The 23,063-nt window shown below is 61.8% G+C and carries 24 protein-coding genes; 19 read left to right on the forward strand and 5 right to left on the reverse strand.

What is annotated here, in order from left to right; translation table 11 throughout:
* Positions 1–238: 238 nt before the first annotated feature.
* Positions 239–1,048, reverse strand: a complete 810-nt coding sequence (locus PC358_RS27710; protein WP_156056773.1) for a hypothetical protein — start codon at positions 1,046–1,048, stop codon at positions 239–241.
* 263 nt (positions 1,049–1,311) lie between these two features.
* On the opposite strand from PC358_RS27710, the gene PC358_RS28100 reads away from it, so the two are divergent.
* The 10 genes from PC358_RS28100 to PC358_RS06225 all read left to right on the forward strand — a co-directional run bounded on the left by PC358_RS28100 (position 1,312) and on the right by PC358_RS06225 (position 8,421).
* Positions 1,312–1,839 (forward strand): hypothetical protein, encoded by a 528-nt coding sequence (locus PC358_RS28100; RefSeq protein WP_244884617.1) that lies wholly within the window; start codon positions 1,312–1,314, stop codon positions 1,837–1,839.
* Positions 1,836–2,090 carry a hypothetical protein gene (locus PC358_RS06190; protein WP_033698226.1) on the forward strand — a complete coding sequence of 85 codons (255 nt, stop codon included), beginning with the start codon at positions 1,836–1,838 and terminating at the stop codon, positions 2,088–2,090. Before PC358_RS28100 ends, PC358_RS06190 begins: the two co-directional genes overlap by 4 nt.
* A complete protein-coding gene (locus tag PC358_RS06195; RefSeq protein WP_033698228.1) occupies positions 2,087–2,404 on the forward strand; it encodes a DUF551 domain-containing protein in 318 nt (105 codons plus the stop codon). Before PC358_RS06190 ends, PC358_RS06195 begins: the two co-directional genes overlap by 4 nt.
* A complete protein-coding gene (locus PC358_RS06200) occupies positions 2,401–2,784 on the forward strand; it encodes a DUF2591 domain-containing protein (protein WP_033698230.1) in 384 nt (127 codons plus the stop codon). The genes PC358_RS06195 and PC358_RS06200 overlap by 4 nt, the downstream gene beginning before the upstream one ends.
* On the forward strand, positions 2,781–2,936 hold the full coding sequence (locus PC358_RS27715) for a hypothetical protein (RefSeq protein ID WP_156056775.1): 156 nt from the start codon (positions 2,781–2,783) through the stop codon (positions 2,934–2,936). The genes PC358_RS06200 and PC358_RS27715 overlap by 4 nt, the downstream gene beginning before the upstream one ends.
* A 46-nt stretch (positions 2,937–2,982) precedes the next feature.
* The gene (locus tag PC358_RS06205) at positions 2,983–3,321 is read left to right on the forward strand and encodes a hypothetical protein (protein WP_033698232.1); all 339 of its coding nucleotides are present in this window, start codon (positions 2,983–2,985) and stop codon (positions 3,319–3,321) included.
* A gap of 56 nt (positions 3,322–3,377) precedes the next feature.
* Entirely contained in the window at positions 3,378–4,025 is a 648-nt protein-coding gene (locus PC358_RS06210; RefSeq protein ID WP_033698233.1) for a DUF1281 family ferredoxin-like fold protein, read from the forward strand.
* Between the two features lie 209 nt (positions 4,026–4,234).
* Positions 4,235–5,428 (forward strand): tyrosine-type recombinase/integrase, encoded by a 1,194-nt coding sequence (locus PC358_RS06215; protein WP_033698234.1) that lies wholly within the window; start codon positions 4,235–4,237, stop codon positions 5,426–5,428.
* Positions 5,429–5,448: 20 nt separating this feature from the next.
* Positions 5,449–7,035, forward strand: a complete 1,587-nt coding sequence (locus tag PC358_RS06220; RefSeq protein WP_033698236.1) for an ABC-F family ATPase — start codon at positions 5,449–5,451, stop codon at positions 7,033–7,035.
* Between the two features lie 192 nt (positions 7,036–7,227).
* The gene (locus PC358_RS06225; protein ID WP_033698237.1) at positions 7,228–8,421 is read left to right on the forward strand and encodes an MFS transporter; all 1,194 of its coding nucleotides are present in this window, start codon (positions 7,228–7,230) and stop codon (positions 8,419–8,421) included.
* Here PC358_RS06225 and PC358_RS06230 read toward each other — a convergent pair.
* Positions 8,383–9,429: an alpha/beta hydrolase family protein gene (locus PC358_RS06230; RefSeq protein ID WP_033698238.1), complete on the reverse strand. Its 1,047-nt coding sequence runs from the start codon at positions 9,427–9,429 to the stop codon at positions 8,383–8,385. The genes PC358_RS06225 and PC358_RS06230 overlap by 39 nt on opposite strands.
* A 199-nt stretch (positions 9,430–9,628) precedes the next feature.
* Here PC358_RS06230 and yghU point away from each other — a divergent pair, with 199 nt between their 5' ends.
* The 8 genes from yghU (at position 9,629) to PC358_RS06270 (ending at position 19,261) form a co-directional block, all read left to right on the forward strand.
* Positions 9,629–10,468 carry a glutathione-dependent disulfide-bond oxidoreductase gene (yghU, locus tag PC358_RS06235; protein WP_033698240.1) on the forward strand — a complete coding sequence of 280 codons (840 nt, stop codon included), beginning with the start codon at positions 9,629–9,631 and terminating at the stop codon, positions 10,466–10,468.
* Positions 10,469–10,605: 137 nt separating this feature from the next.
* Positions 10,606–12,312, forward strand: coding sequence for an amidase (locus PC358_RS06240; protein ID WP_033698242.1), 1,707 nt, complete (start codon positions 10,606–10,608; stop codon positions 12,310–12,312).
* Between the two features lie 72 nt (positions 12,313–12,384).
* Entirely contained in the window at positions 12,385–13,086 is a 702-nt protein-coding gene (locus PC358_RS06245) for a helix-turn-helix transcriptional regulator (protein WP_033698244.1), read from the forward strand.
* A 15-nt stretch (positions 13,087–13,101) separates the two neighbouring features.
* On the forward strand, positions 13,102–14,019 hold the full coding sequence (locus PC358_RS06250) for a pyridoxal-phosphate dependent enzyme (protein ID WP_033698246.1): 918 nt from the start codon (positions 13,102–13,104) through the stop codon (positions 14,017–14,019).
* Positions 14,020–14,230: 211 nt separating this feature from the next.
* Positions 14,231–15,328 carry a carboxynorspermidine decarboxylase gene (gene nspC / locus PC358_RS06255; RefSeq protein ID WP_033698248.1) on the forward strand — a complete coding sequence of 366 codons (1,098 nt, stop codon included), beginning with the start codon at positions 14,231–14,233 and terminating at the stop codon, positions 15,326–15,328.
* A 31-nt stretch (positions 15,329–15,359) separates the two neighbouring features.
* Complete coding sequence (locus PC358_RS06260) at positions 15,360–16,604, forward strand: saccharopine dehydrogenase family protein (protein ID WP_033698250.1); 1,245 nt, start codon at positions 15,360–15,362, stop codon at positions 16,602–16,604.
* A 129-nt stretch (positions 16,605–16,733) separates the two neighbouring features.
* On the forward strand, positions 16,734–17,114 hold the full coding sequence (locus tag PC358_RS06265) for a RidA family protein (RefSeq protein ID WP_033698252.1): 381 nt from the start codon (positions 16,734–16,736) through the stop codon (positions 17,112–17,114).
* A 146-nt stretch (positions 17,115–17,260) separates the two neighbouring features.
* Positions 17,261–19,261: a peptidase U32 family protein gene (locus PC358_RS06270; protein ID WP_033698254.1), complete on the forward strand. Its 2,001-nt coding sequence runs from the start codon at positions 17,261–17,263 to the stop codon at positions 19,259–19,261.
* Positions 19,262–19,342: 81 nt separating this feature from the next.
* Here PC358_RS06270 and PC358_RS06275 read toward each other — a convergent pair whose 3' ends face one another.
* The gene (locus tag PC358_RS06275; protein ID WP_033698255.1) at positions 19,343–20,665 is read right to left on the reverse strand and encodes a sigma-54 dependent transcriptional regulator; all 1,323 of its coding nucleotides are present in this window, start codon (positions 20,663–20,665) and stop codon (positions 19,343–19,345) included.
* A gap of 342 nt (positions 20,666–21,007) precedes the next feature.
* On the opposite strand from PC358_RS06275, the gene PC358_RS06280 reads away from it, so the two are divergent.
* Positions 21,008–21,274, forward strand: coding sequence for a hypothetical protein (locus tag PC358_RS06280; protein ID WP_013972506.1), 267 nt, complete (start codon positions 21,008–21,010; stop codon positions 21,272–21,274).
* A gap of 116 nt (positions 21,275–21,390) precedes the next feature.
* Here the strand turns inward: PC358_RS06280 and PC358_RS06285 are convergent, their stop codons facing one another.
* Entirely contained in the window at positions 21,391–21,981 is a 591-nt protein-coding gene (locus PC358_RS06285) for a vWA domain-containing protein (RefSeq protein WP_033700095.1), read from the reverse strand.
* Between the two features lie 77 nt (positions 21,982–22,058).
* The gene (locus PC358_RS06290) at positions 22,059–23,063 is read right to left on the reverse strand and encodes a magnesium chelatase ATPase subunit I (protein WP_033698257.1); all 1,005 of its coding nucleotides are present in this window, start codon (positions 23,061–23,063) and stop codon (positions 22,059–22,061) included.

Below are 23,063 nucleotides of genomic sequence, written 5' to 3' on the forward strand. Positions count from 1 at the left end.
GACCTGTTCGCCGGCCTCAGTAGAGCCTGACCCTACGACGCTGCCCTCCAGCGCCTTCCACTCTCAAACGATAAACGCCTCCCCGGTAAGGCCGACGCCGGCAATGAAAAAATCTGCCACAAGACGTCTTGCGAAGTATTGTTAATTACCGAGCCCAAGACGGGCTTGTTAAGCACCGAGGGACCGGCCGAGACAAGAAAAACCCAGATCAAGAATTATAGTTTTATCTGTGGACCGGCTACTTAGCAGCCAGAGTTGCCAAATCAAGCCTCCCAAATTTTCCACGACGAGGAGCTATACGAGCAAACTCTGAAAGCCCTTTAAAAACAGCAGTTGAACTGTAGTCAGAAATCCCGACCACCGGATTAAAACCAAACATATCACACACACGTTTCATCTTGGACTCTCCAGCACCCACAACCATAACAAACCTAAAGCCCAAAATAACAAATGAGTGATACCAACTTCCCTCCCTCCTAACGCACGAAGGAAAAGAAAACATACGCCTGGTTTTTTCGTCAGAATTCAATTCAATATACAAGCAGAAATTATTAAGCTTAGAGCCCGAAAGCAGAAAGTTGGCAAACTCCAGCTCATATCGTGCGCCCAACCCATTCCCGTAGGGATTTTTATCTCGCTGCCAATCCCACACACTGGCACGCCAAAATATACTTACAGCAAAATACACCAGAGCATCTAAATGACCTTTATCTATAGAGTCTGGACTATAACCTTCAAACAGAGGATGCGTTGCTGCAGGTTCTTTACTTCTCAATATTTCAAAAAGCGGAAAACCACTCTGAGTGGCCCAGAGCTGACCTACGATTCGTTCGCCCTTCTTAGAAAATAGATCCTCGCAAGCACCACACAAAAGTGGCTGCTTTACTTGCTTATCTGTCTGAGCGATAGAGTTTGTATACTGATTGATTATTACCGACTGTTGCAGCCCCAAATTAGTATCCCAGCGAAGATGGGAATACGCGGCAGCCGGTATAAAATGACTATTTATTAACTTTTTTTCCTGCTTACACAACCTGCATATTGCCATTGCTTACTCCATGAACTCGGTAAATCACAGAATCTTACCTTATTTTTAGGATAACGCTTCCGCTTTGACTGCTGCCAGCGGTCTTCTGCCGACAGGGAGTAGCGGCAAATTGAGCCCTGGCATATACCCGCTAGCTAAGGAGCCTCCCACTTTGCCGCATCAGCGCTTAAGCGGCAATGCAATTAAGATCCGCATAACTACAAACACAGCTGTAACCCCTCCCCCTCTATTCACTGCCGCGATATGGCGGCCAAGGAACGACCGTGCCCGGAATAATTGAGCTGGACCTCGACGCGATCGAGGCGGCGACCAAGGCTGCTACCCCGCAAGACTTCGACAGCGCGCAGATCGCCAACATTGAAGACGGCTGGATCGAATGCCAGGCCTGCGGCGGCGAGGGATCCGTTGAGCTGACAGCCGACTATCTGAACTACGACGGCCAGACGTTGGGCGTGCAGTTCTACGGTATTGGCGAGCCGCATGTTCATGCAGACGCTTACTACCGCGCAGCACGGCCTGCCGTGGTGCTGGCCATGGTCGAAGAGATCAAAAGCCTGCGCCAGCAGTTGGAGCAGCAGAAAGGCACCAGCCGCACCATCACCCTTTCAGGCTGCGAGTTCACCGAAGAAGAACTCGTCGGCCAAGCGGTGCGCGCCGTGAGCGGCACCAGCAGAAGGTACAAGAATCCGTGCTGGGTGCTAATGAAGGACGCCTTCGGCTGCGGGTCTGGCGTCGCCACCGCGCTGTGCCGGCGTTTCAATCTGGACCCGGACGAGAGTCTGCGCACATGACCCGCCTCGTCCTCTGCCTCCTGCTGCTGGCCACCGGCGCCAGCGCAACCGAGAACGTCATCGACGTGCAGCACGACAGCCAGCGCGGCGTCACCTGCTACCTGCTGAACGGGGTCGGAATCAGCTGCATCCCCGACAGCCAGCTGCAGGCCGGCAACGAGCGCCAGCTCTCCCCGCACGAGCAAGAAAACAACATCCCTACACCCGCACTGGCGCCTGGGCGCTGGATTGATGAGAGGTATCAGCTGTGAGCGAATGGATCAAATGCAGCGACAGGCTGCCAGTTACGGATGAAGACACCGACACGACCTTCATTGTGGCAGTCAGGCGAGCGCACAACGGCAAGACCTACGTCTTCGCTGCCGAATGGCTGAACAAAAAGCTGCTCCACAGAGAAGACCCTGATCCGGATGATCCCGAGGACGGTACACCATTCAGTGGGTGGCATTCTCTCGAAACCCATGCCGACTTCGAGGAGTACTGGGAACCTCTGGTTTCGCCCTGCTCCGGGGATGAGGTTACCCATTGGCAGCCCATGCCTCAGGCGCCAGGAATCGAGCTATGACAGATCTGATCGAAGTGAAGACTGCCGACCTGGTAGGTGAGCAGCTGGCTTGGGCGGTCGGCAAAGCTGAAGGCCTCGACGTGCTCCTCGCGCCGCCAATCTACGGCAACCCGTGGCGGGTGTTCGTCCGCTACACCGGCGAAGTCACCATCCGCGATGCGCGCTATAACCCACACGAAAGCTGGGCTGTAGGCGGCCCGCTTCTACCAAAGCACCGCATCGGCTTCGGGCTTTATCCGAATGCCTATTTTGCCTGCACCGGGGTGAATGACGACGCGGGCGAAGCGAGCGGGCCGACTCATCTGGTAGCCGCCTGCCGCGCAATCGTCGCCGCCAAACTCGGCGATACCGTCCAGGTGCCGAAGGAGCTGTGCCAATGACCAACTATCAATTCTGCCTGATCCTGTCGCTACTGTTCTTCATCGCGGCCAATGGTGTCGGCTCCAATGGCGCCGCAGCGATCGGCTACCTCGTCGGTATCGCCTGCGGCTTTGCTGCGCTGGTCTGGTGCTTCCTGGAGCGAAAATCATGATCCTGCCCCTGATGTACATGCCCTACCTGATCTACAGGGGGCCGCGATGAGCACCCCGCCACTGATCAGCAGCCAGCGCTACCTGAACCGCGATCTGGTCCTTAAGAAAGCCAGCAACTTCAAGGTGTTCGTCCTCACGGTAGACGTTGAGATGCGTGGCAGGCTCTATCGCGTCATTGTAGATGGTCACCACAACCTCGCAGCGGCGCGTTTGGTCGGCATCAAGCCGAAGTGGAAAGGTACTCCTCCAAAACTTGAGCGGATCATGAAGAGCATGGGGCCCATAGCCTTCGCGGCGCTCATGATGAACAACCTCACTGATAGCGACTGGTACTTCCATGACACCGGCCAGGTAGTCGAAGAACTGCTCGCGCCGCAACTGTAACCCCTCCCTCCACTACTCAAGCCCGCCGACATGCGCGGGCATGGAGAGCTATTGCCATGCCAAACCACATCACCAACAAAGTCAGCGCGCCAGCCCACGTCCTTACATCGCTGATCAACGGAGACGGCCGAATCGACTTCGGCAAGCTCATCAAGTTCGAGGGCGAATTCCCTTGGGACGGTATCTGCGGCGCGGCTGAAACCGCTGCGGAGGCGGCAATCAATCTGCCCCTGAGCAACAACCCGATGCTCGCCGGCATGCAGCGGCACAGTCGCGAAACGTCCTCGGTGACGAAGCTCAGCGACGAAAGCTTCGAGCAGTTCATCCAGATGCTACGCAATCACCGCAAGACCGGATACATGCACTGCATGGACTTCGCCCGCCATGCCTGGGGCACCAAGTGGAACGCCTACAGCCAGAAGATCGATGTTGAAGGCTGCTCACTGTCTTTCGATACGGCCTGGAACGCACCTGTACCGGTCTTCAAGGCTCTGTCCGCCCTGCACCCGAACGAAGAAATCACAGTCGTGTTCGCTGACGAGGACATTGGCAGCAACTGCGGCACGCTGAAGCTCAAAGCAGGCGACCTGGTGGAGCAGGATTGCGCTGGATCATGGGGCGGAATGAGCGAGGCAGAGCAGGCGAAGTGGCGTGCATTCGCCATGGAAGTGACTGGCCGCAGCGACGAAGACGACGACGAATAACCAACCTGCCGCCACCGGCGGAGTGGAGACCATCCAATGGATATCGAAAGCACCGGTGACGTAGACAAGGTCACCGAACAGCGAATGGCCGAACTGATCGGCTGCACAAAACGCTCCCTGGAACACCGCCGCCTGGATGGGAAGATCCCCGCAGGCGTCTGGATGAAGCACGGTGGCCGGATCATCTACAGCAAAAAGAGGTATGACGAATGGCTGGAAAGCCAATGGGTTTACCCCGTGGGGTCGAAATCTTCCGCAACGCCCTCCGCATTCGTTTCACATGGGACGGTATCCGTCGATGCGAAACGCTCCCCTATCCCCCGACACAAAAAGGGATCAAGGCTGCCTCCAGCCTTCGCGATCAGGTAGCTAGCCTTAACAAACTCGGCCTGCTTGACCAGGACAAGTATGCAGAGCTGTTCCCCAGCTCTCAGGCTGCAGTCGGCGGCAAGCCGACCTTCGGCGAGTATGCACAGCTCTGGCTCGACAGCCGGGAAATCACTCAGGGCACGCACAACAACTATAAAAGCGCCCTGAACCTCTACTGGGTACCGCGACTGGCCATGGTCCGTGTCGACCTGATCACGACCAATCTCCTCCGCCGCGTCATCATTGAAACCGAATGGACCTCGGCAAACGTGAAGCGCAATGCGATTACCCGATTATCGACGATCCTTGCGGCAGCGACCCGGGAGGGCCTGCTAGTCAAGAACCCCGCCGAGCTGATCGAACTGCCGAAGAGGTCGAAAAAGGAGATCGACCCATTCAGCCTGGCGGAAGCCAATACCATCATCGACAAGCTGTATCAGCACAAGCACTGGCCAAGCCTCATTTATGCCGCTCTGTTTGAATTTATGTTCTTCACCGGTCTCCGCCTGTCTGAGGCCTTGGCCGTGCGCTGGGACGTGGTCGACATGGAGAGGAGGACAATACACGTCAAGAGAACCGTCGCCCTGGGCGAGGTTGAAGAAAGGACGAAAACTGGCAGGGACCGTTTCGTGCTGCTGAATGATCGGGCCTTGCGGGCGATTCAGTTTGCCAGGCAGTACGCGGATCGCCGTAGGCATGGCAAGGGGGCAGTGACCGAAACACCGTTCCTGTTCCCACCGTCGAAGAACGCCGAGTACGTGAAACAGACCTCCGATCTCCATAAACAGTGGGTGCCTGTGCTGAATGAATTGGGGATCAGACGTCGCCCCCCATACAACTGCCGTCACACCTATGCGACAATATGCTTAATGTCCGGCCTCAACCCCGCATTTATCGCCCAACAGCTGGGTCACAGCGTTCAGATGCTGCTGTCGACGTATGCCCGTTGGCTTAACTCAAGCTCCGACTGGAGCGAGCTGGAAAAACTCAAGATTGGTATCAAATCGGTATCAGCTGAAAGCCCAGCGTCGTAAGTTACTGATAGGTAAGCCCTTTGATCTCCACCGCTAACATCACCATGCAGTTCGGCTCCAAGCCGCTGTTTGAAAACGTTTCCGTCAAATTCAACAACGGCAACCGCTACGGCCTGATCGGCGCCAACGGTTGCGGCAAGTCGACCTTCATGAAAATCCTCGGCGGCGACCTCGAGCCGTCCGGTGGCCAGGTCATGCTCGAGCCGAACACCCGCCTCGGCAAGCTGCGCCAGGACCAGTTCGCCTACGAGCAATTCACCGTGATCGACACCGTGATCATGGGCCACGGCCAGCTGTGGAAGGTCAAGGCCGAGCGCGATCGCATCTACTCGCTGCCGGAAATGACCGAGGAAGACGGCATGGCCGTCGCCGAGCTGGAAACCGAATTCGCCGAGATGGACGGCTACACCGCCGAATCCCGCGCCGGTGAACTGCTGCTGGGCCTGGGTATTCCACTGGAACAGCACTTCGGCCCGATGAGCGAAGTGGCTCCGGGCTGGAAGCTGCGTGTGCTGCTGGCCCAGGCGCTGTTCTCGGACCCGGACGTGCTGCTGCTCGACGAACCGACCAACCACTTGGACATCAACACCATCCGCTGGCTGGAAACGATCCTCACGGCGCGTAACAGCACCATGATCATCATTTCCCACGACCGGCACTTCCTGAACAGCGTCTGCACCCACATGGCCGACCTGGACTACGGTGAACTGCGCCTGTTCCCAGGCAACTACGACGAGTACATGACCGCAGCGACCCAGTCGCGCGAGCAACTGCTGTCGGACAACGCCAAGAAGAAAGCGCAGATCGCCGAGCTGCAGACCTTCGTCAGCCGCTTCTCGGCCAACGCCTCCAAGGCCAAGCAGGCCACCTCGCGGGCCAAGCAGATCGACAAGATCCAGCTGGCCGAGGTCAAGCCGTCGAGCCGGGTCAGCCCGTTCATTCGCTTCGAGCAGACCAAGAAGCTGCACCGTCAGGCCGTCGTGGTCGAGAAGATGGCCAAGGCCTTCGACGACAAGGTACTGTTCAAGAACTTCGACATCACCGTCGAAGCCGGCGAGCGCGTTGCGATCATCGGCCCCAACGGTATCGGCAAAACCACCCTGCTGCGCACCCTGGTAGGCGAGATGAAGCCGGACGCAGGCTCGGTGAAGTGGACCGACAGCGCCGAAGTGGGCTACTACGCCCAGGACCACGCCCATGACTTCGAAGACGACCTGAGCCTGTTCGACTGGATGGGCCAGTGGACCTCCGGTGAGCAGGTGATCCGCGGCACCCTCGGGCGCATGCTGTTCTCCAACGACGAGATCCTCAAGTCGGTGAAGGTGATTTCCGGTGGTGAGCAAGGCCGCATGCTGTTCGGCAAGCTGATCCTGCAAAAGCCCAACGTACTGGTGATGGACGAACCGACCAACCACCTGGACATGGAGTCGATTGAGGCGCTGAACCTGGCGCTGGAAAACTACCCAGGCACGCTGCTGTTCGTCAGCCACGACCGTGAGTTCGTGTCGTCGCTGGCCACCCGCATCATCGAGCTGTCGCCGGACGGTGTTGTCGACTTCAGCGGAACCTATGACGACTACCTGCGTAGCCAGGGCGTCGTGGTCTGAGGTAGCTGAGATGGCCTGGCCCTTTTGAGCTGGCCAGACCGGTCTCTTCGCGGGTGAACCCGCTCCCACGATGTGGAAGCGGGTTTCCCAGCGCTCGATACACTCAACGAATAATTCGTTAGCCTGCTTTCATTTCCTTCGCGCAGCGGCCATGATGAAACAACGCCCCACCGCCTGCCCGCGAACGAGCCCATGACCGCGCAACAACCCGCCCCCGCCAGCAACACCTTCAACATCACCCTGCAGATCCTGTCGATCGTCTTCTATACGTTCATTGCCTTCCTCTGCATCGGCCTGCCGATCGCGGTGCTGCCCAGCTATGTGCATGACCAGCTCGGCTTTGGCGCGGTGATCGCGGGGGTGACGATTGGCCTGCAATACCTGGCCACCCTGCTCAGCCGCCCGTTCGCCGGGCGGGTGGCGGATACCCTTGGCGGCAAGCAGGCAATCCGCTTCGGCTTGCTGGGCATCGCCAGTTGCGGGGTGCTGACCCTGCTATCGGCATGGACGCTGACGATGCCGCTGCTGAGCCTGGCGCTGTTGCTGGGCGGTCGCTTGCTGTTGGGCATCGCCCAGGGGCTGATCGGTGTGGCCACCTTGAGCTGGGGCATCAGCCAGGTCGGCCCGGAGCACACTGCCCGGGTGATCTCGTGGAACGGTATCGCATCATATGGCGCCATTGCCATTGGCGCGCCGGTGGGTGTGCTGGCCGTGGATGGCCTGGACTTCAGCGTGCTGGGGCCGACCTTGCTGGTGCTGGCGCTATTTGCCCTGCTGGTGCTGCGCAAACGGCCAGACGTGGTGGTGGTGCGTGGCGAGCGGCTGGCGTTCTGGTCGGCATTCAGCCGGGTTGCGCCCTGCGGCCTGGGCCTCACCCTGGCGTCGATCGGCTACGGCACACTGACCACGTTCGTCACCCTTTATTACCTGGAGCGCGGTTGGGCCGGTGCGGCTTGGTGCCTGAGTGCCTTTGGGGTGTGCTTCATCATTTCGCGGCTGATGTTCGTCAACGCGGTCAACCGGTTTGGCGGCTACAACGTGGCGGTGGTGTGCATGGCCACCGAGGTGGTCGGCTTGGGCCTGCTGTGGCTGGCGCCCTCGCCGCCTTGGGCACTGGCAGGCGCCGGGCTCACGGGCTTCGGCCTGTCGCTGGTGTACCCGGCGCTGGGCGTCGAGGCCATCAAGCAGGTGCCCAGCAGCAGCCGCGGCGCAGGGCTGGGTGCCTATGCGGTGTTTTTCGACATGGCCTTGGCCATCGCTGGCCCGGTGATGGGCGCGGTGGCCGTGCACCTGGGCTATGCCTCGATCTTCTGCGTCGCAGCCCTGCTCGCCCTGCTGGGCGTTGGCTTAACGCTGCTGTTGGCGCGGCGCAGCCGACGCGGCTGAGCGCTGGTCCAGCGCTGGCGCGCCCAAGGTCTGGCTGAAGAAGGCTGCGGTGTCGCGTTGCAGCGAGTGGTGAATATGCCGGCGGTCGACGCCGTCCGCGTCCTTGCACAGTGCCGGCATGCGCGCGCGCTGTTCATCGTCACAGCGCGCCATGAACACAAAATGCCCGGCGCCGGCCAGCAGGCGGTAATCCGGTGTGATGGGCAGCTTGCGGGCCAAGGCTTCGGCGTTGCGGTCCACAGCCACCAACTGGTCACTGTCACCGCTGTAGATCAATGCCGGAATATGCACCCCGGCCAGCGCATGACGGCCGAACAGCAGGCTCAGAGGCGCCATCAGCATCACCGCCCCCACCCGTGAGTCGGCCTCGGGCGCCAGCTCGCTGCGGTCGGCAATCAGCACGCCATGGGTCTTGCAGGCGTCGGCATCGCCGGGGCGCTCCAGGCAGTACTGGCGCAAACGGTCCAGGTCGGGTTGCGCCCCCGACACGATCAGCGCCGTTTCGCCCCCCGCCGAATAACCGATCACACCGACCTTGCCATCGTTCAGGTAGGGCCCCAGCAGCGCATCGTCACGGGCCGCCGTGATCGCGGCGCTGACCTGCAGCGGCCGGCCATACAGGTTGCTGAGGGTACCCAGCCGGCTGTGATCGCGCGCGTTGTCACCCGGGTGCACGACCGCCACCACCACGAACCCCTGGCGCGCCAGAGCGGTGGCCAGGTAATGCAAGGCCAGCGGGCTGCCGGTATTGCCGTGGGAGAGCACCAGCAAAGGGAATTGCCCCAGCGCTACCGGGGCGTCTTCGGCGACATCGACCGGGTAGCCGTCGATACGGCTGCTGCGGGTGGCGCCAATGGCAGGGTAAAACGCCAGCGCCTGCATGGGCCGGTCATCGACGGGGTCGGTCAGGGTCATGGGGTGCAGGCCGGCGACCCACGGCGCGGCTTCGGCCTGGGCCAACAGGCCGCCGAGCAGGACCAGCGCCAGCAAGCAGCGAGGGATGTTCATCGGCCGGCTGTTCCGTGCAGGGCGAAGGGATAGCGCCAGCATAAGGCTGCTGCCGGCAATGACAGATGAAAACTGGATGAAAAACGCGCCATGCTGCCAGCACCAGCGCCCTATGCAATTGCGCTTTTCCACGAACCCGTGGCATAGATGCAGGTCAACGTCTTTAGCTGACCCTTTCGCGGCATTCAAGGAGCACCCCATGAGCAAGCCCCCTTACGCCCCACCCAAGGTCTGGCGCAATGACGCGGCCTCCGGTGGCCAATTCGCCAGCATCAACCGCCCGGTTGCAGGGCCAACCCACGACAAGGCGCTGCCAGTGGGCAAGCACCCTTTGCAGCTGTACTCCCTGGCCACGCCCAATGGCGTGAAGGTCAACATAGCCCTTGAAGAGCTGCTCGCCCTGGGCCACAGCGGCGCCGAATATGACGCTTGGCTGATCCGCATCGGCGAGGGCGACCAGTTCTCCAGCGGCTTCGTCGAGGTAAACCCCAACTCGAAGATCCCCGCCCTGCTCGACCGCAGCGTCGAGCCACCGGTGCGGGTGTTCGAGTCGGGGGCGATCCTGCTGTACCTCGCAGAAAAGTTCGGCGAACTGTTGCCCAAGACCCCAGCTGCACGTACCGAAAGCCTGAACTGGCTGTTCTGGCAGATGGGCGCTGCGCCGTACCTGGGTGGCGGCTTTGGCCACTTCTATGTCTACGCACCGGAAAAGTTCGAGTACGCCATCAACCGCTTCACCATGGAAGCGAAGCGCCAACTGGACGTACTCGACCGCCGCCTGGCCGAAAGCCGCTACCTGGGCGGTGATGAGTACAGCATCGCTGATATCGCCGTGTGGCCGTGGTACGGCGAACTGGTGCGCGGCAATCTTTACGGCGCGGCGGAGTTTCTAGCGGTGCACGAGTACACCCATGTGCAACGCTGGGCCGAAGCGATCGCCCAACGCCCCGCAGTGCAACGCGGGACACGGGTCAATCGCACCTGGGGTGACGAGGCCAGCCAGGTGCCTGAGCGGCACTCGGCGGCAGACCTGGATTGACTGCCCGGGGCCGCCGTGCGGCCCCGACAATGCCCGCCTGCATAAAACCATTTGCCCCTGCGCAAACCTGCGTACACCAATGCCTTCTTGTACACTCCTCGCACTAGCCCCCACCTGCAAAAATTTTTGGTGAAAGCATGATCGAGGTAACCGAGGTTTCCATTGCCGAGCTGCGCGACGCGCTCGAGTCGGGCCGCACCACAGCGGTCGAGCTGGTCAAGGCCTACCAGGCGCGTATCGACGCCTACGATGGCGCCAATACGCCGACCGCGCTCAACGCTGTGGTGGTACGCAACCCAGACGCACTCAAGGAGGCCGAAGCCTCCGATGCCCGCCGCGCCAAAGGCCAGCCGCTGAGCCCGCTGGACGGCATCCCCTACACCGCCAAGGACAGCTACCTGGTCAAAGGCCTCACCGCCGCCTCCGGCAGCCCCGCCTTCAAGGACCTGGTAGCCCAGCGCGACGCCTTCACCATCGAGCGCCTGCGGGCCGCCGGTGCCGTGTGCCTGGGCAAGACCAACATGCCGCCCATGGCCAACGGGGGCATGCAGCGGGGTGTGTATGGTCGGGCCGAGAGCCCGTACAATGCCAACTACCTGACCGCCCCCTTCGCCTCGGGCTCGTCCAACGGTGCCGGTACTGCCACCGCCGCCAGCTTCAGCGCCTTCGGCCTGGCCGAAGAGACCTGGTCGAGCGGCCGCGGCCCTGCGTCCAACAACGGCCTGTGCGCCTATACCCCTTCGCGCGGGGTGATTTCGGTACGTGGCAACTGGCCACTGACGCCGACCATGGACGTGGTGGTGCCGTTTGCCCGTACCATGGCCGACCTGCTGGAAATCCTCGAGGTCGTGGTGGCCGATGACGCCGACAAGCGCGGCGACCTGTGGCGCCTGCAGCCGTGGGTTGCGATCCCGGCCGCTTCTTCCGTGCGCCCGGCCTCGTACCTGGACCTGGCAGTGGATGCCAGCGCCCTCAAGGGCAAGCGCTTCGGCGTGCCGCGCATGTACATCAATGCCGACCCCGAGGCCGGCACCTCCGAGAAGCCAGGTATCGGCGGCCCGACCGGCCAGCGCATCAACACCCGCGACAGCGTCATCGAGCTGTGGCAACAGGCCCGCCAATCCTTGGAAGCGGCAGGCGCCGAAGTGCTCGAAGTGGACTTCCCGCTGGTCTCCAACTGCGAAGGCGATCGCCCTGGCGCCCCAACCGTGTACAACCGCGGCATCGTCAGCAAAGCGTTCCTGCATGACGAATTATGGGAACTGTCGGGCTGGGCCTTCGATGACTTCCTGCGCGCCAACGACGACCCCAAGCTCAACCGCCTGGCCGATGTCGAAGGGCTGAAGATCTTCCCCCACGACCCAGGCACCCTGCCCAACCGTGAGGACGACCTGGCCGCCGGCATGGACGAATACGTCAACATGGCCAAGCGCGGCCTGAAGACCTGGGACCAGATCGAGACCTTGCCCGATGGCCTGCGCGGGCTGGAGAAAACCCGCAAGCTGGACCTGGAAGACTGGATGGACGAGCTGGGCCTGGACGCGGTGCTGTTCCCGACCGTGGCCGACGTGGGGCCAGCAGATGCCGACGTCAACCCGGCTTCGGCGGACATTGCCTGGAGCAACGGCATCTGGGTGGCCAACGGCAACCTTGCTATCCGCCATCTGGGTGTACCGACAGTGACCGTGCCGATGGGCGTGATGGCCGATATCGGCATGCCGGTGGGGCTGACCTTCGCTGGCCGTGCCTATAGCGACAACAACCTGCTGAGCTTTGGCGCGGCGTTCGAGGCAACCGGCGCGCGCCGTATGATCCCGCCGCGTACGCCAGCACTGGGCGCGTAAATTCGCACCTGCATCGCCAATTTCAACTTTGTGTGTAAAAATGCACAAACCGTTGAAATTGGTGATGCTTTCATGCCGCTTTCCCCGCCCGAAGAACGCCAGCTAACCCTCACCATCCTCAAGGCTGCCATCCAGGCCCTGGGCAGTGTTGCCGCCCGCAACATGGAAATCCTCCTGCACGACCTCGACCACCCGGAGCGCTCCGTCGTGGCGATCGTCAACGGCCACCTTTCCGGCCGCGTCGTCGGCAGCCCGATTCTCGCCGCCCCCGAACAGGATCAAGGCTTCAAGGCACTGATGCAAGCCAGCGCCGAACGGCACGGCTGCGACCCTGTGGTGCTGCCCGACTACCCCACCACGCTCAAGGGCCGCACCCTGCGAAGCGCCACGGCCATCTTCCGCGACAGCAGCGGCCACCCCTTTGCCAGCCTGTGCATCAACACCGACGTCACTGGCCTCGACACCGCCCTGAGCTTCTTGCAGCAGTTGCAGCCAGTGGGCGCTTCGCCTGCATCGACCACCCCCCAGGAACCTGCAGACATGGAACTGTTGATGAGCGAGATCATCCAGAACTCGCTGTTGCGCAGTGGCCAGGGCCGGATGAACAAGCAAGCCAAGGTCGAGGCCGTGCGGGTGATGCAGGAGCGCGGCCTGTTCATCGTCAAGGGCGGCGTGGAAAAGGCCGCCAACGCCCTCGGCGTGACCCGTTACACCGTTTACAACTACCTGGAGCAACTGCGCGGCGAGAGCCCTTCGGTTGCCCGTGAAGACTGACCTGTGGAGCACGCCATGACCTTGCATATCCAGACCCCCCTGATCGAATCCCGCCCCCTGTCGCTGGCCGCTGGCCGTACGGTCTGGCTCAAGCTGGACGCCCTGCAGCCTTGCGGCTCGTTCAAGCTGCGCGGCGTGGGCCATGCCTGCGAAGTTCACCATGCCCGGGGCGCGCGCCATTTCGTCTCGTCGTCCGGCGGTAACGCCGGGCTGGCGGTGGCCTATGCCGGCCGCAAACTGGGGGTGCCGGTGACGGTGGTGGTGCCCGAGACCACCACCGAGCGCGCCAAGGAACTGCTGCGCCTGGAAGACGCCAATGTGGTGGTGCACGGCAGCTCCTGGCAGGAGGCCAACGAGCTGGCGCAGACCTTGCTCGGCACCGGCGATGCCTTTATTCACCCCTTCGACGACCCCCTGCTGTGGGCCGGGCATGCCAGCCTGATCGACGAAGTGGCCGCCAGCAGGGTCAAGCCCGATGCGGTGGTGTTATCGGTCGGTGGCGGCGGCTTGCTCAGTGGTGTGGTCGAAGGCCTCAAGCGCAATGGCTGGGATGATGTGCCGGTGCTGGCGGTAGAAACCACGGGCGCTGCCTCGCTGCATGCAGCCGTGCAGGCAGGCCACCCGGTTGAACTCGAGCGCCTCGCATCGGTGGCAACGTCCCTGGGCGCCAAGCGCGTAGCCGACCAAGCGTTGGAGTGCGTGCGCAGCCACCCGGTGCACAGCCACCTGGTCAGCGACCGTGCGGCACTTGAAGCCTGTGAACGCTTCTTGCTCGACCACCGGGTACTGGTAGAGCCCGCTTGTGGCGCTGCGCTGGCACTGGCTTATGAGGCCGATACCCTGGCCCGCTACAGCAACGTACTGGTGGTGGTCTGTGGCGGTGCGACCGCAACGCTGGAGCAGATCCACACCTGGTTGCAACAGGCCGATTAAGGCCTGCCTCTCCCCCCTGGCGGTGACCGTTTTGTACCGGCAATGATTACGACGGTCACATGAGCCTGATCTACTGAGCCTGCCGCAACCGGAAAAAACCCTGCGCAACGTCTGCAACAGTGACGAAATGCATGCCTTACTCTTTCGGTCTGCGGCAAGTGAAGGCACAATGCGTGTCCTTTTTTTGGCCGGCCTTGCCGGGGGCCTTTAAATGATCAAGACGCCGTACTACCTCATCGATAAAACCAAGCTGCTGAGCAACATGGAGAAGATCGCCTACGTGCGTGAACACTCCGGTGCCAAGGCGCTGCTCGCCCTCAAATGTTTTGCCACCTGGTCGGTGTTCGACCTGATGCAGCAATACATGGACGGCACCACCTCTTCGTCGCTTTTCGAACTCAAGCTCGGCCGCCAGAAGTTTGCCGGCGAGACCCACGCCTACAGCGTGGCCTGGGCCGACGACGAGGTCGAGGAAATGCTCGAAAACTGCGACAAGATCATCTTCAACTCGATCGGCCAGCTGCAGCGCTTTGCCGAACAGTCCGAAGGCAAGGTCCGTGGCCTGCGCGTCAACCCGCAAGTCAGCAGCTCCGACTACCTGCTGGCCGACCCGGCCCGCCCGTTCAGCCGCCTCGGGGAGTGGGACCCGGAGAAGATCGAGAAGGTCATCGAGCAAATCTCCGGCTTCATGTTCCACAACAACTGTGAGAACGGTGACTTCGGCCTGTTCGACAAGATGCTCAGCCACATCGAAGAGCGCTTCGGCCACCTGTTGCACAAGGTGCAGTGGGTCAGCCTCGGTGGCGGCATCCACTTCACCGGTGAAGACTATGCGGTCGATGCGTTCTGCGCGCGCCTCAAGGCCTTCTCGGAAAAATACGGCGTGCAGGTTTACCTGGAGCCGGGCGAAGCCGCCATCACCAACAGCGCCTCGCTGGAAGTGACCGTGCTCGACACCCTGTACAACGGCAAGCACCTGGCCGTGGTCGACAGCTCGATCGAAGCGCACCTGCTCGACCTGCTGATCTACCGCCTCAACGCCAAGATGGCCCCCAACGATGGCGAGCACACCTACATGGTCTGCGGTAAATCGTGCCTGGCCGGTGACATCTTCGGCGAGTACCAATTCGATCGTCCATTGGCCATCGGCGATCGCCTGTCGTTCATCGACACGGCGGGTTACACCATGGTCAAGAAAAACTGGTTCAACGGTCTGAAAATGCCCTCCATCGCGGTCAAGCAGCTCGACGGCAGCGTCGAAGTGGTGCGCGAGTTCGGTTTTGAAGACTACGTTTCCAGCCTGTCGTAAGACCGGCATTCAGTAAGGAGCAAGGGATAAATTGAAGAAGAACGTTCTTATCATTGGTGCAGGAGGTGTCGCCAAGGTGGTGGCCCACAAGTGCGCGCAGCATAACGACGAACTCGGTCGTATTGCTATTGCGTCACGGAACATCTCCAAATGCCAGGCCATCATCGACAGCGTCAAGGCCAAGGGTAGCCTCAAGGTACCCGCCGACATCCAGGCCTTCTCGCTCAACGCCCTCGATGTCGAGGCGACCAAGGCACTGATCCGCGAGACCGAATCGCAGATCGTGATCAACGTGGGCTCTGCCTTCCTCAACATGTCGGTGCTGCGTGCCTGCATCGATACCGGTGTCGCCTACCTGGACACCGCGATTCACGAAGAACCAGGCAAGATCTGCGAAACACCGCCCTGGTACGGCAACTACGAGTGGAAACACCTCGAAGAGTGCCAAGAAAAGAACATTACCGCCATTCTCGGCGTCGGTTTCGACCCGGGTGTGGTGAACAGTTACGCAAAACTTGCGCAGCAGCAATACTTCGACCGCATTGATTCGATCGACATCCTCGACGTCAATGCTGGTTCGCATGGCAAATACTTCGCCACCAACTTCGACCCGGAAATCAACTTCCGCGAGTTCACCGGGCAAGTGTGGAGCTGGCAGAACAGCCAGTGGACCAGCAACACCATGTTCGAGGTCAAGCGTACCGACGACCTGCCGGTCGTAGGTTCGCAAAACCTGTACCTGACCGGCCACGATGAAGTGCATTCGATTTCGAAGAACCTCAACGTGCCGAACGTGCGCTTCTGGATGAGCTTCGGCGAGCACTACATCAATGTGTTCACCGTGCTGAAAAACCTTGGCCTGCTCTCCGAGCAACCGGTCAAGACTGCCGAAGGCCTGGAAGTGGTCCCGCTGAAAGTGGTCAAGGCCGTGCTGCCTGACCCGGCCTCCCTGGCCCCGGGCTACACCGGCAAGACCTGCATCGGTGACCTGGTCAAGGGCACCAAGGACGGCCAGCCACGCGAAGTGTTCATCTACAACGTGGCGGATCACGAAGAAGCCTACGCCGAGACCGACAGCCAGGGTATTTCCTACACCGCCGGTGTACCGCCAGTGGCTGCCGCCCTGCTGGTCGCCCGTGGCGAATGGGATGCCAAGCGCATGGTCAACGTCGAAGAACTGCCAGCCGAGCCGTTCCTCAAGGCGCTGGACGTGATGGGCCTGCCGACCCGCGTCAAAGATGAGAAAGGCGATCGTCCGTGGGACGCTGAGGCCTAAGCAACACCAGGAAGGGCGCCAACAGGCGCCCTTCTTTTTATCCTGCATTCGCCACTGCCCATGGCTCGACCCCTGCCGTTTGCTCGCGTAGGCTTGCCGTTTTCCTTCCGTCGCAAGGCAAACGTTCCCATGGCAAATACAGACATCACCTACACCCCCGACCCGGATGCCGATTCCATTTCGTCCGACGTCGCCGAGTACAACGGCGTATTGGTCACCACCCAGATCCCAACCCACGCCGATGGCAGCCTTGAGCTGGGCGATATCGTTGCGCAAAGCGAATGTACCCTGCAGGCGCTGAAAGTGGCCCTGGAGAAAGCCGGCAGCGGCATGGACCGCGTGCTGCACCTGACCATCTACCTCACCGACATGGCCGACCGCGCTGCGTTCAACGAGGTGTACCAGCGCTTCTTCAGCAACCCGTGGCCGGTACGCGCTGCCGTTGGCGTGGCATCGCTGGCGTTCGACGGCATGCGCGTGGAAGTGACCGCGATGGCGGCCAAGCGCTGATCCCTTTGTGAACGGCCTAGCCGGGGCGCCGGCCAGGCCGCTCACACACAGGTTGCGCAAGCAGGGTATGCAGCGCAGGGATGCCACCAACCCGTTTCACCGCTACAATGCCCGCCTAAACCGTGACCGCCCGAAAATATAACGACATGTCCCTTCCAAAGAATCACCTGGAACTGCTCAGCCCTGCCCGTGACGTGGCCATCGCTCGCGAAGCGATCCTGCACGGCGCTGACGCCATCTATATCGGCGGCCCGAGCTTCGGCGCGCGCCATAACGCCTGCAACGAAGTCAGCGAAATTGCCGAACTCGTCGAGTTTGCCCGTCGCTACCATGCACGCGTGTTCACCACCATCAACACCATCCTCCACGACAACGAGCTGGAGCCCGCGCGCAAGCTGATCCATCAGCTTTACGACGCCGGCGTCGATGCCCTGATCGTGCAGGACCTGGGGGTGATGGAGCTAGATATCCCGCCGATCGAGCTGCACGCCAGCACCCAGACCGACATCCGCACCCTGGAACGGGCCAAGTTCCTCGACCAGGCGGGTTTCTCGCAGCTGGTACTGGCCCGCGAGCTGAACCTGCAGCAGATTCGCGCCATTGCCGCCGAAACCGATGCAGCCATCGAATTCTTCATCCATGGCGCGCTGTGCGTGGCCTTCTCCGGCCAGTGCAACATCTCCCACGCCCAGACAGGCCGCAGCGCCAACCGTGGCGACTGTTCGCAAGCCTGCCGCCTGCCCTACACCCTCAAGGATGACCAGGGCCGCGTGGTTGCCTTCGAAAAACACCTGCTATCGATGAAGGACAACAACCAGACCGCCAACCTGCGCGACCTGGTCGACGCCGGCGTGCGCTCGTTCAAGATCGAAGGCCGCTACAAGGACATGGGCTATGTGAAGAACATCACTGCCCACTACCGCAAAGAGCTGGACGCCATCCTCGAAGACCGCCCGGGCCTGGCCCGTGCCTCTAGCGGCCGCACCGAACACTTCTTCGTCCCAGACCCGGACAAGACCTTCCACCGCGGCAGCACCGACTACTTCGTCAGCGACCGCAAGATCGACATCGGCGCCTTCGACTCGCCGACCTTCACCGGCTTGCCGGTGGGTGTGGTGGAAAAGGTCAACAAGCGCGACATGCTGGTCATCACCGATGTGCCGCTGACCAACGGCGACGGCCTCAACGTGCTGGTCAAGCGTGAGGTGGTGGGTTTTCGCGCCAACATCGCCGAACCCCGCGGCGAATTCGAGGAAGACGGCCAGAAGCGCTACCGCTACCGCGTCGAACCCAACGAGATGCCCGACGGCCTGTACAAGCTGCGGCCGAACCACCCGCTGTCGCGCAACCTCGACCACAACTGGCAGCAAGCCTTGCAGCGCACCTCGGCCGAGCGCCGGGTGGGCGTCGAGTGGCACGCAGTACTGCGTGAGCAGCGCCTGATGCTGACCGTCAGCAGTGAAGAAGGCGTCAGCGTGCAAGTCGCCCTGGACGGCCCGTTCGGCGCGGCCAACAAGCCGCAACAGGCACTGGAGCAGTTGCACGACCTGCTGGGCCAATTGGGCACAACCCAGTACCACGCCAACGCCATCGAGCTGGATGCACCGCAGGCGTACTTCATCCCCAACTCGCAGCTCAAGGCCCTGCGCCGTGAGGCCATCGAGGCGCTGACCGCTGCCCGGGTCAAGGCGCACCCGCGTGGCGGGCGCAAGGCCGAGACCACACCACCACCGGTGTACCCGGAGTCGCACCTGTCGTTCCTGGCCAACGTGTACAACCAGAAGGCCCGCGACTTCTACCACCGTCACGGCGTGCAACTGATCGACGCGGCCTACGAGGCCCATGAAGAGCACGGCGAAGTGCCGGTGATGATCACCAAGCACTGCCTGCGCTTCTCGTTCAACCTGTGCCCCAAGCAGGCCAAGGGCGTGACCGGCGTGCGCACCAAGGTCGCGCCGATGCAGCTGATTCAGGGTGACGAAGTACTGACCCTGAAGTTCGACTGCAAGCCGTGCGAGATGCACGTGGTCGGCAAGATGAAGAGCCACATCATCGACCTGCCGACCCCCGGCAGCGCGGTGGCCCAGGTAGTGGGGCATATCAGCCCGGAAGACCTGCTCAAGACCATCCACCGCGCCCCGCACTGATCGATCGGGGTATCAGGAAACTGTGGGGGCGGGTTTACCCCCCCACAAGGTCGGCAGCTATGCACAGCCTAAGGCCTGTTGTCAGCGGATCTGGTGCTTGTGCAACAGCCGATAGAACGTCGGGCGTGAGACCCCCAGCACCTTCGCCGCGATGCTCAAATTGTCGCTGTGCCGGTTAAGCACATCACACAAAGCCTGGCGCTCCGCCCGGTGCTTGTACTCCTCCAGCGTCCCCAGCGGCTGCTGTTCCTGCTCGATCTGCAAGCCCAGGTCCGGCGCTTCAATCTGCCGCCCTTCAGCCAACACCAACCCGCGTCGCACCCGGTTGGCCAGTTCGCGCACGTTGCCGGGCCAATCATGCCGCCCCATGGCTGCCAAGGCATGGTCACTGAACGAGCGCGGCCTGCGCCCAGTTTCAAGGCTGTAGAAATGCGCAAAATGGCTGGCCAGCATCGACAGGTCGCCATGCCTGTCACGTAGCGGCGCGGTCACCACCTGCAACACATTGAGCCGGTAATACAGGTCCTCGCGAAAGCGCCCCTGTTCGATGGCCTTTTCCAGGTCCACGTGAGTGGCCGCAAGCACCCGCACATCCACCGGGATCGGCTGGCTGCCTCCGACCCGTTCGATGTGCTTCTCCTGCAGAAACCGCAGCAGGTTGGCCTGCAGCTCCAAGGGCAAGTCACCGACCTCGTCCAGAAACAGGGTGCCGCCATGGGCCGCTTCGATTCGCCCGGCCTTGCGCTGATGGGCGCCGGTAAACGCGCCCTTTTCGTGCCCGAACAACTCGGACTGAATCAGGTGTTCGGGTATCGCCCCGCAGTTGATGGCAATAAACGGCTGATCGCGCCGCTGTGACTGGCGATGCAGGGTGCGCGCCACCAGTTCCTTGCCTGTGCCGCTCTCACCGCGGATCAGCACCGGCGATTCGGTGGGCGCCAGCTTGCCCAGCAATTTGCGCAGTTCGCGAATAGGGCGGCTTTCACCCAACAGCTCATGCGTCGCCTCGTCCACCCGCGCCGTGCCCTTGCCGCGCAGGCGTGCCATGCCAAAGGCACGCCCGAGGGTGACCTGCACACGGGAAACATCGAACGGCAAGGTATGGAAGTCGAAAAACCATTCGCAGACAAAATCACCCACGTTCTGCATGCGCAACTGCTCGGCGCTGAGCACGGCAATCCACTCGGTATTGCTGCGCTTGATCATGTCCTTCACGGCGTCGGGATGGCGCAGGTGCGATGCCTGCAGGCGCAGCAGGCCAACATCGCAGGTGTGCTCCAGCGCGGCGCCGAGGATACAACTGTCCACGTCCCAGCCGGCACTGCGCAGGCCCGGCAGCAATTGGTGGCAGTCGTCGCAGGGGTCGACGATGAGCAAACGGCGTTGGGAAGCGGGTTGCTGCATGACCGTTCCTTGGCGCCAGAGTTTGGTTTTGTGAAGTAAAACAGCAAGTTGTGGCGCCCAATTAACAGTAGCAACGAACTTGACGGTGCCCAGTACCGTCTGTCTGCCGAATCATTTTTTTACAATCCATGACGGGAATTTTCGCACTTTATCGACATCACATGGCGGCGTAAGCGTGAACAGATTCGCCCCTGACAAAAATTTTTACACCCAATGTGTGACTTACCCCCGGACAACGAGCATCAGTACACATAACCCCGCGCTGCACTTCGCGATTATTGAGGCGACTTTGAAGCAACGCGGACTTTACTTCGATGTTTGGGACCATAGAGAGACCGAGCCATGAATGCCCCGCTCCGTGTCAACGAAGCACTGCTGATTGCCGACCACGCCTTCGAACCTTTCCAGTGCGTAGCCTGGGATGCACCCAACGGTACTGGTGAGCTGAGCCTGGCAGTGATCGACCGGACCAGCACCCGCATCGGCAGCAAGCAAGTGTCCTCGCGCATTTATTCCGACCCTGCGCAATGGGCCAGCCTGATCGAGGAAGTGCGCGCCGAACTGTGCGAAAAAGGTTACGACCTGCAACCGTGGTCGATGCCGAAGTAATACCGATTACCCCGCCAAGTGCGTGCCCTGTCACGCACTTGCGCAACTTTCCAGTTGCGGCTCTCGCAACTTTTGTTATTGCGACATAGTGTCGCAACCTCCCCCGCCGCCGTAACTCAATCCACAACCTTGAACTGTTCCAGGTGCTGATAATCCGCCTGCAGTTGTTCTGCCAACTGTTGTGCGCGCCCCAGACGAACGGGCGCCAGTTCCATGTCGACCAATAGCGTGGCACACGGCATGGGCTGCACGGCATCCCAGCGCTGCAGCCGTCCGTCGGTGAACACCAGGCAACGCACAGCCTCATTGGGGTGGGCCTGCTGCCGAGTCTGCAGCCACTGCCGTGCCTGCTCCAGCGCAGCGATCAACGGCGAACCACCGCCCGCTCCCAGCGCTTGCAACCAAGGCTGCAGGGCTGCCGAGGCCTTCAGGCCGTGACGCTGCCACTGCGGTGTCCGCCCACTGGCGGTCAGCAAGGCCAGCCGAGCGCGCTGCCGGTATGCCTGGTCGAACAACGCCGCCAGCAAGCCTTTGGTCTGTGCCAGTGCCTGATGGCGGCGGGTTGACGCAGATGCGTCGACAATCACCAGCCACAGTTCGTTAGCCTGGCCCTGGCGCTGTTGCCAGCACAGGTCGTCACGCAGCCGGGGCCGCCCCTTGAGCAAGGTCGGCAACCACGCCACCCGGCCCGCCGCGGCACTGCGCACACGGCCACGGCTGGCGCCTGCCAGCTTGCCCACGCGTGGTCTGGCATCCGCCCCTTGAGCCTGCCGTGGGCGGATGCTCAGGGCTTTTTTGCCCAGTTCGGCACCTCGCGACGCGCGCCACTCACTACCGGTTGAGGTGGCAGCGCACCCCAATCACCCTGCCCGCCTTGATTGTCTGCGCCCTGCTGGCCTGCCTCGGGCGGTGTCGAAGGCGGCTGTTGTTGCTGCGGCGTCACCCGGCGGCGATGGCGCAGGGCGAACTCGGCCACCGCGTCCACATCGGCTTCTTCTATGGCCGCGCCCCCGCGCCAGGCGCAATGCGCCCGTGCAGCGCGCAGCCAGACCAGGTCAGCACGCAGGCCATCGACCCCGGCGGCATAACAGCGCTCGGTGATCCAGGCCAGGGCCTGATCGTCCAAGGCAATCAAGGCAAGGGCGTGGCGCGCTTGCTGGCAACGCTCACGCAGTTGCGCCTGGGCGGCCGCCCATTGCGCGCAAAAGGCCTGCGGGTCGCTGTCGAACGCCAGGCGGCGACGGATGATCTGCTGGCGCGCGTGCGGCTCGGGCAAACCTTCTAGTGCCACATTCAAGCCAAAACGGTCGAGCAACTGCGGGCGCAACTCGCCTTCTTCCGGGTTCATGGTGCCAATCAGCACAAAGCGGGCGCTATGCCGGTGCGAGATGCCGTCGCGCTCGATGCGGTTGGTGCCGCTGGCTGCCACGTCGAGCAACAGGTCGACCAAGGTATCGGGCAGTAGGTTGACCTCGTCCACGTACAGCACACCGCCATCGGCCTGGGCCAACACGCCCGGCGAAAACTGTGCCTTGCCCTGCCCCAATGCAGCGTCCAGGTCGAGGGTGCCGACCAGGCGCTCTTCGCTGGCGCCCAATGGCAGCGTGACGAACGGGCCTTCGCCGAGCAGGTCGGCAAGGCCGCGGGCCAAGGTGCTTTTGGCCATGCCGCGCGGGCCTTCGATCAGCACGCCACCGATCTTCGGGTCGATGGCGGTCAGGCACAGGGCCAGTTTCAGCTCATCGGCACCGACCACTGCAGCCAGCGGGAATTGTACGGGTTCACTCAT

This window comes from Pseudomonas capeferrum (assembly GCF_000731675.1).
Lineage (GTDB): Bacteria > Pseudomonadota > Gammaproteobacteria > Pseudomonadales > Pseudomonadaceae > Aquipseudomonas > Aquipseudomonas capeferrum.

Coding starts and splice junctions, on each gene's coding strand:
- PC358_RS27710 (WP_156056773.1), bottom strand. CDS start 1,048: ATGGCAATATGCAGGTTGTGTAAGCAGGAAAAAAAGTTAATAAATAGT.
- PC358_RS06190 (WP_033698226.1), top strand. CDS start 1,836: ATGACCCGCCTCGTCCTCTGCCTCCTGCTGCTGGCCACCGGCGCCAGC.
- PC358_RS06200 (WP_033698230.1), top strand. CDS start 2,401: ATGACAGATCTGATCGAAGTGAAGACTGCCGACCTGGTAGGTGAGCAG.
- PC358_RS27715 (WP_156056775.1), top strand. CDS start 2,781: ATGACCAACTATCAATTCTGCCTGATCCTGTCGCTACTGTTCTTCATC.
- PC358_RS06205 (WP_033698232.1), top strand. CDS start 2,983: ATGAGCACCCCGCCACTGATCAGCAGCCAGCGCTACCTGAACCGCGAT.
- PC358_RS06210 (WP_033698233.1), top strand. CDS start 3,378: ATGCCAAACCACATCACCAACAAAGTCAGCGCGCCAGCCCACGTCCTT.
- PC358_RS06215 (WP_033698234.1), top strand. CDS start 4,235: ATGGCTGGAAAGCCAATGGGTTTACCCCGTGGGGTCGAAATCTTCCGC.
- PC358_RS06225 (WP_033698237.1), top strand. CDS start 7,228: ATGACCGCGCAACAACCCGCCCCCGCCAGCAACACCTTCAACATCACC.
- PC358_RS06230 (WP_033698238.1), bottom strand. CDS start 9,429: ATGAACATCCCTCGCTGCTTGCTGGCGCTGGTCCTGCTCGGCGGCCTG.
- yghU (WP_033698240.1), top strand. CDS start 9,629: ATGAGCAAGCCCCCTTACGCCCCACCCAAGGTCTGGCGCAATGACGCG.
- PC358_RS06240 (WP_033698242.1), top strand. CDS start 10,606: ATGATCGAGGTAACCGAGGTTTCCATTGCCGAGCTGCGCGACGCGCTC.
- PC358_RS06245 (WP_033698244.1), top strand. CDS start 12,385: ATGCCGCTTTCCCCGCCCGAAGAACGCCAGCTAACCCTCACCATCCTC.
- PC358_RS06250 (WP_033698246.1), top strand. CDS start 13,102: ATGACCTTGCATATCCAGACCCCCCTGATCGAATCCCGCCCCCTGTCG.
- nspC (WP_033698248.1), top strand. CDS start 14,231: ATGATCAAGACGCCGTACTACCTCATCGATAAAACCAAGCTGCTGAGC.
- PC358_RS06265 (WP_033698252.1), top strand. CDS start 16,734: ATGGCAAATACAGACATCACCTACACCCCCGACCCGGATGCCGATTCC.
- PC358_RS06270 (WP_033698254.1), top strand. CDS start 17,261: ATGTCCCTTCCAAAGAATCACCTGGAACTGCTCAGCCCTGCCCGTGAC.
- PC358_RS06275 (WP_033698255.1), bottom strand. CDS start 20,665: ATGCAGCAACCCGCTTCCCAACGCCGTTTGCTCATCGTCGACCCCTGC.
- PC358_RS06280 (WP_013972506.1), top strand. CDS start 21,008: ATGAATGCCCCGCTCCGTGTCAACGAAGCACTGCTGATTGCCGACCAC.
- PC358_RS06290 (WP_033698257.1), bottom strand. CDS start 23,063: ATGAGTGAACCCGTACAATTCCCGCTGGCTGCAGTGGTCGGTGCCGAT.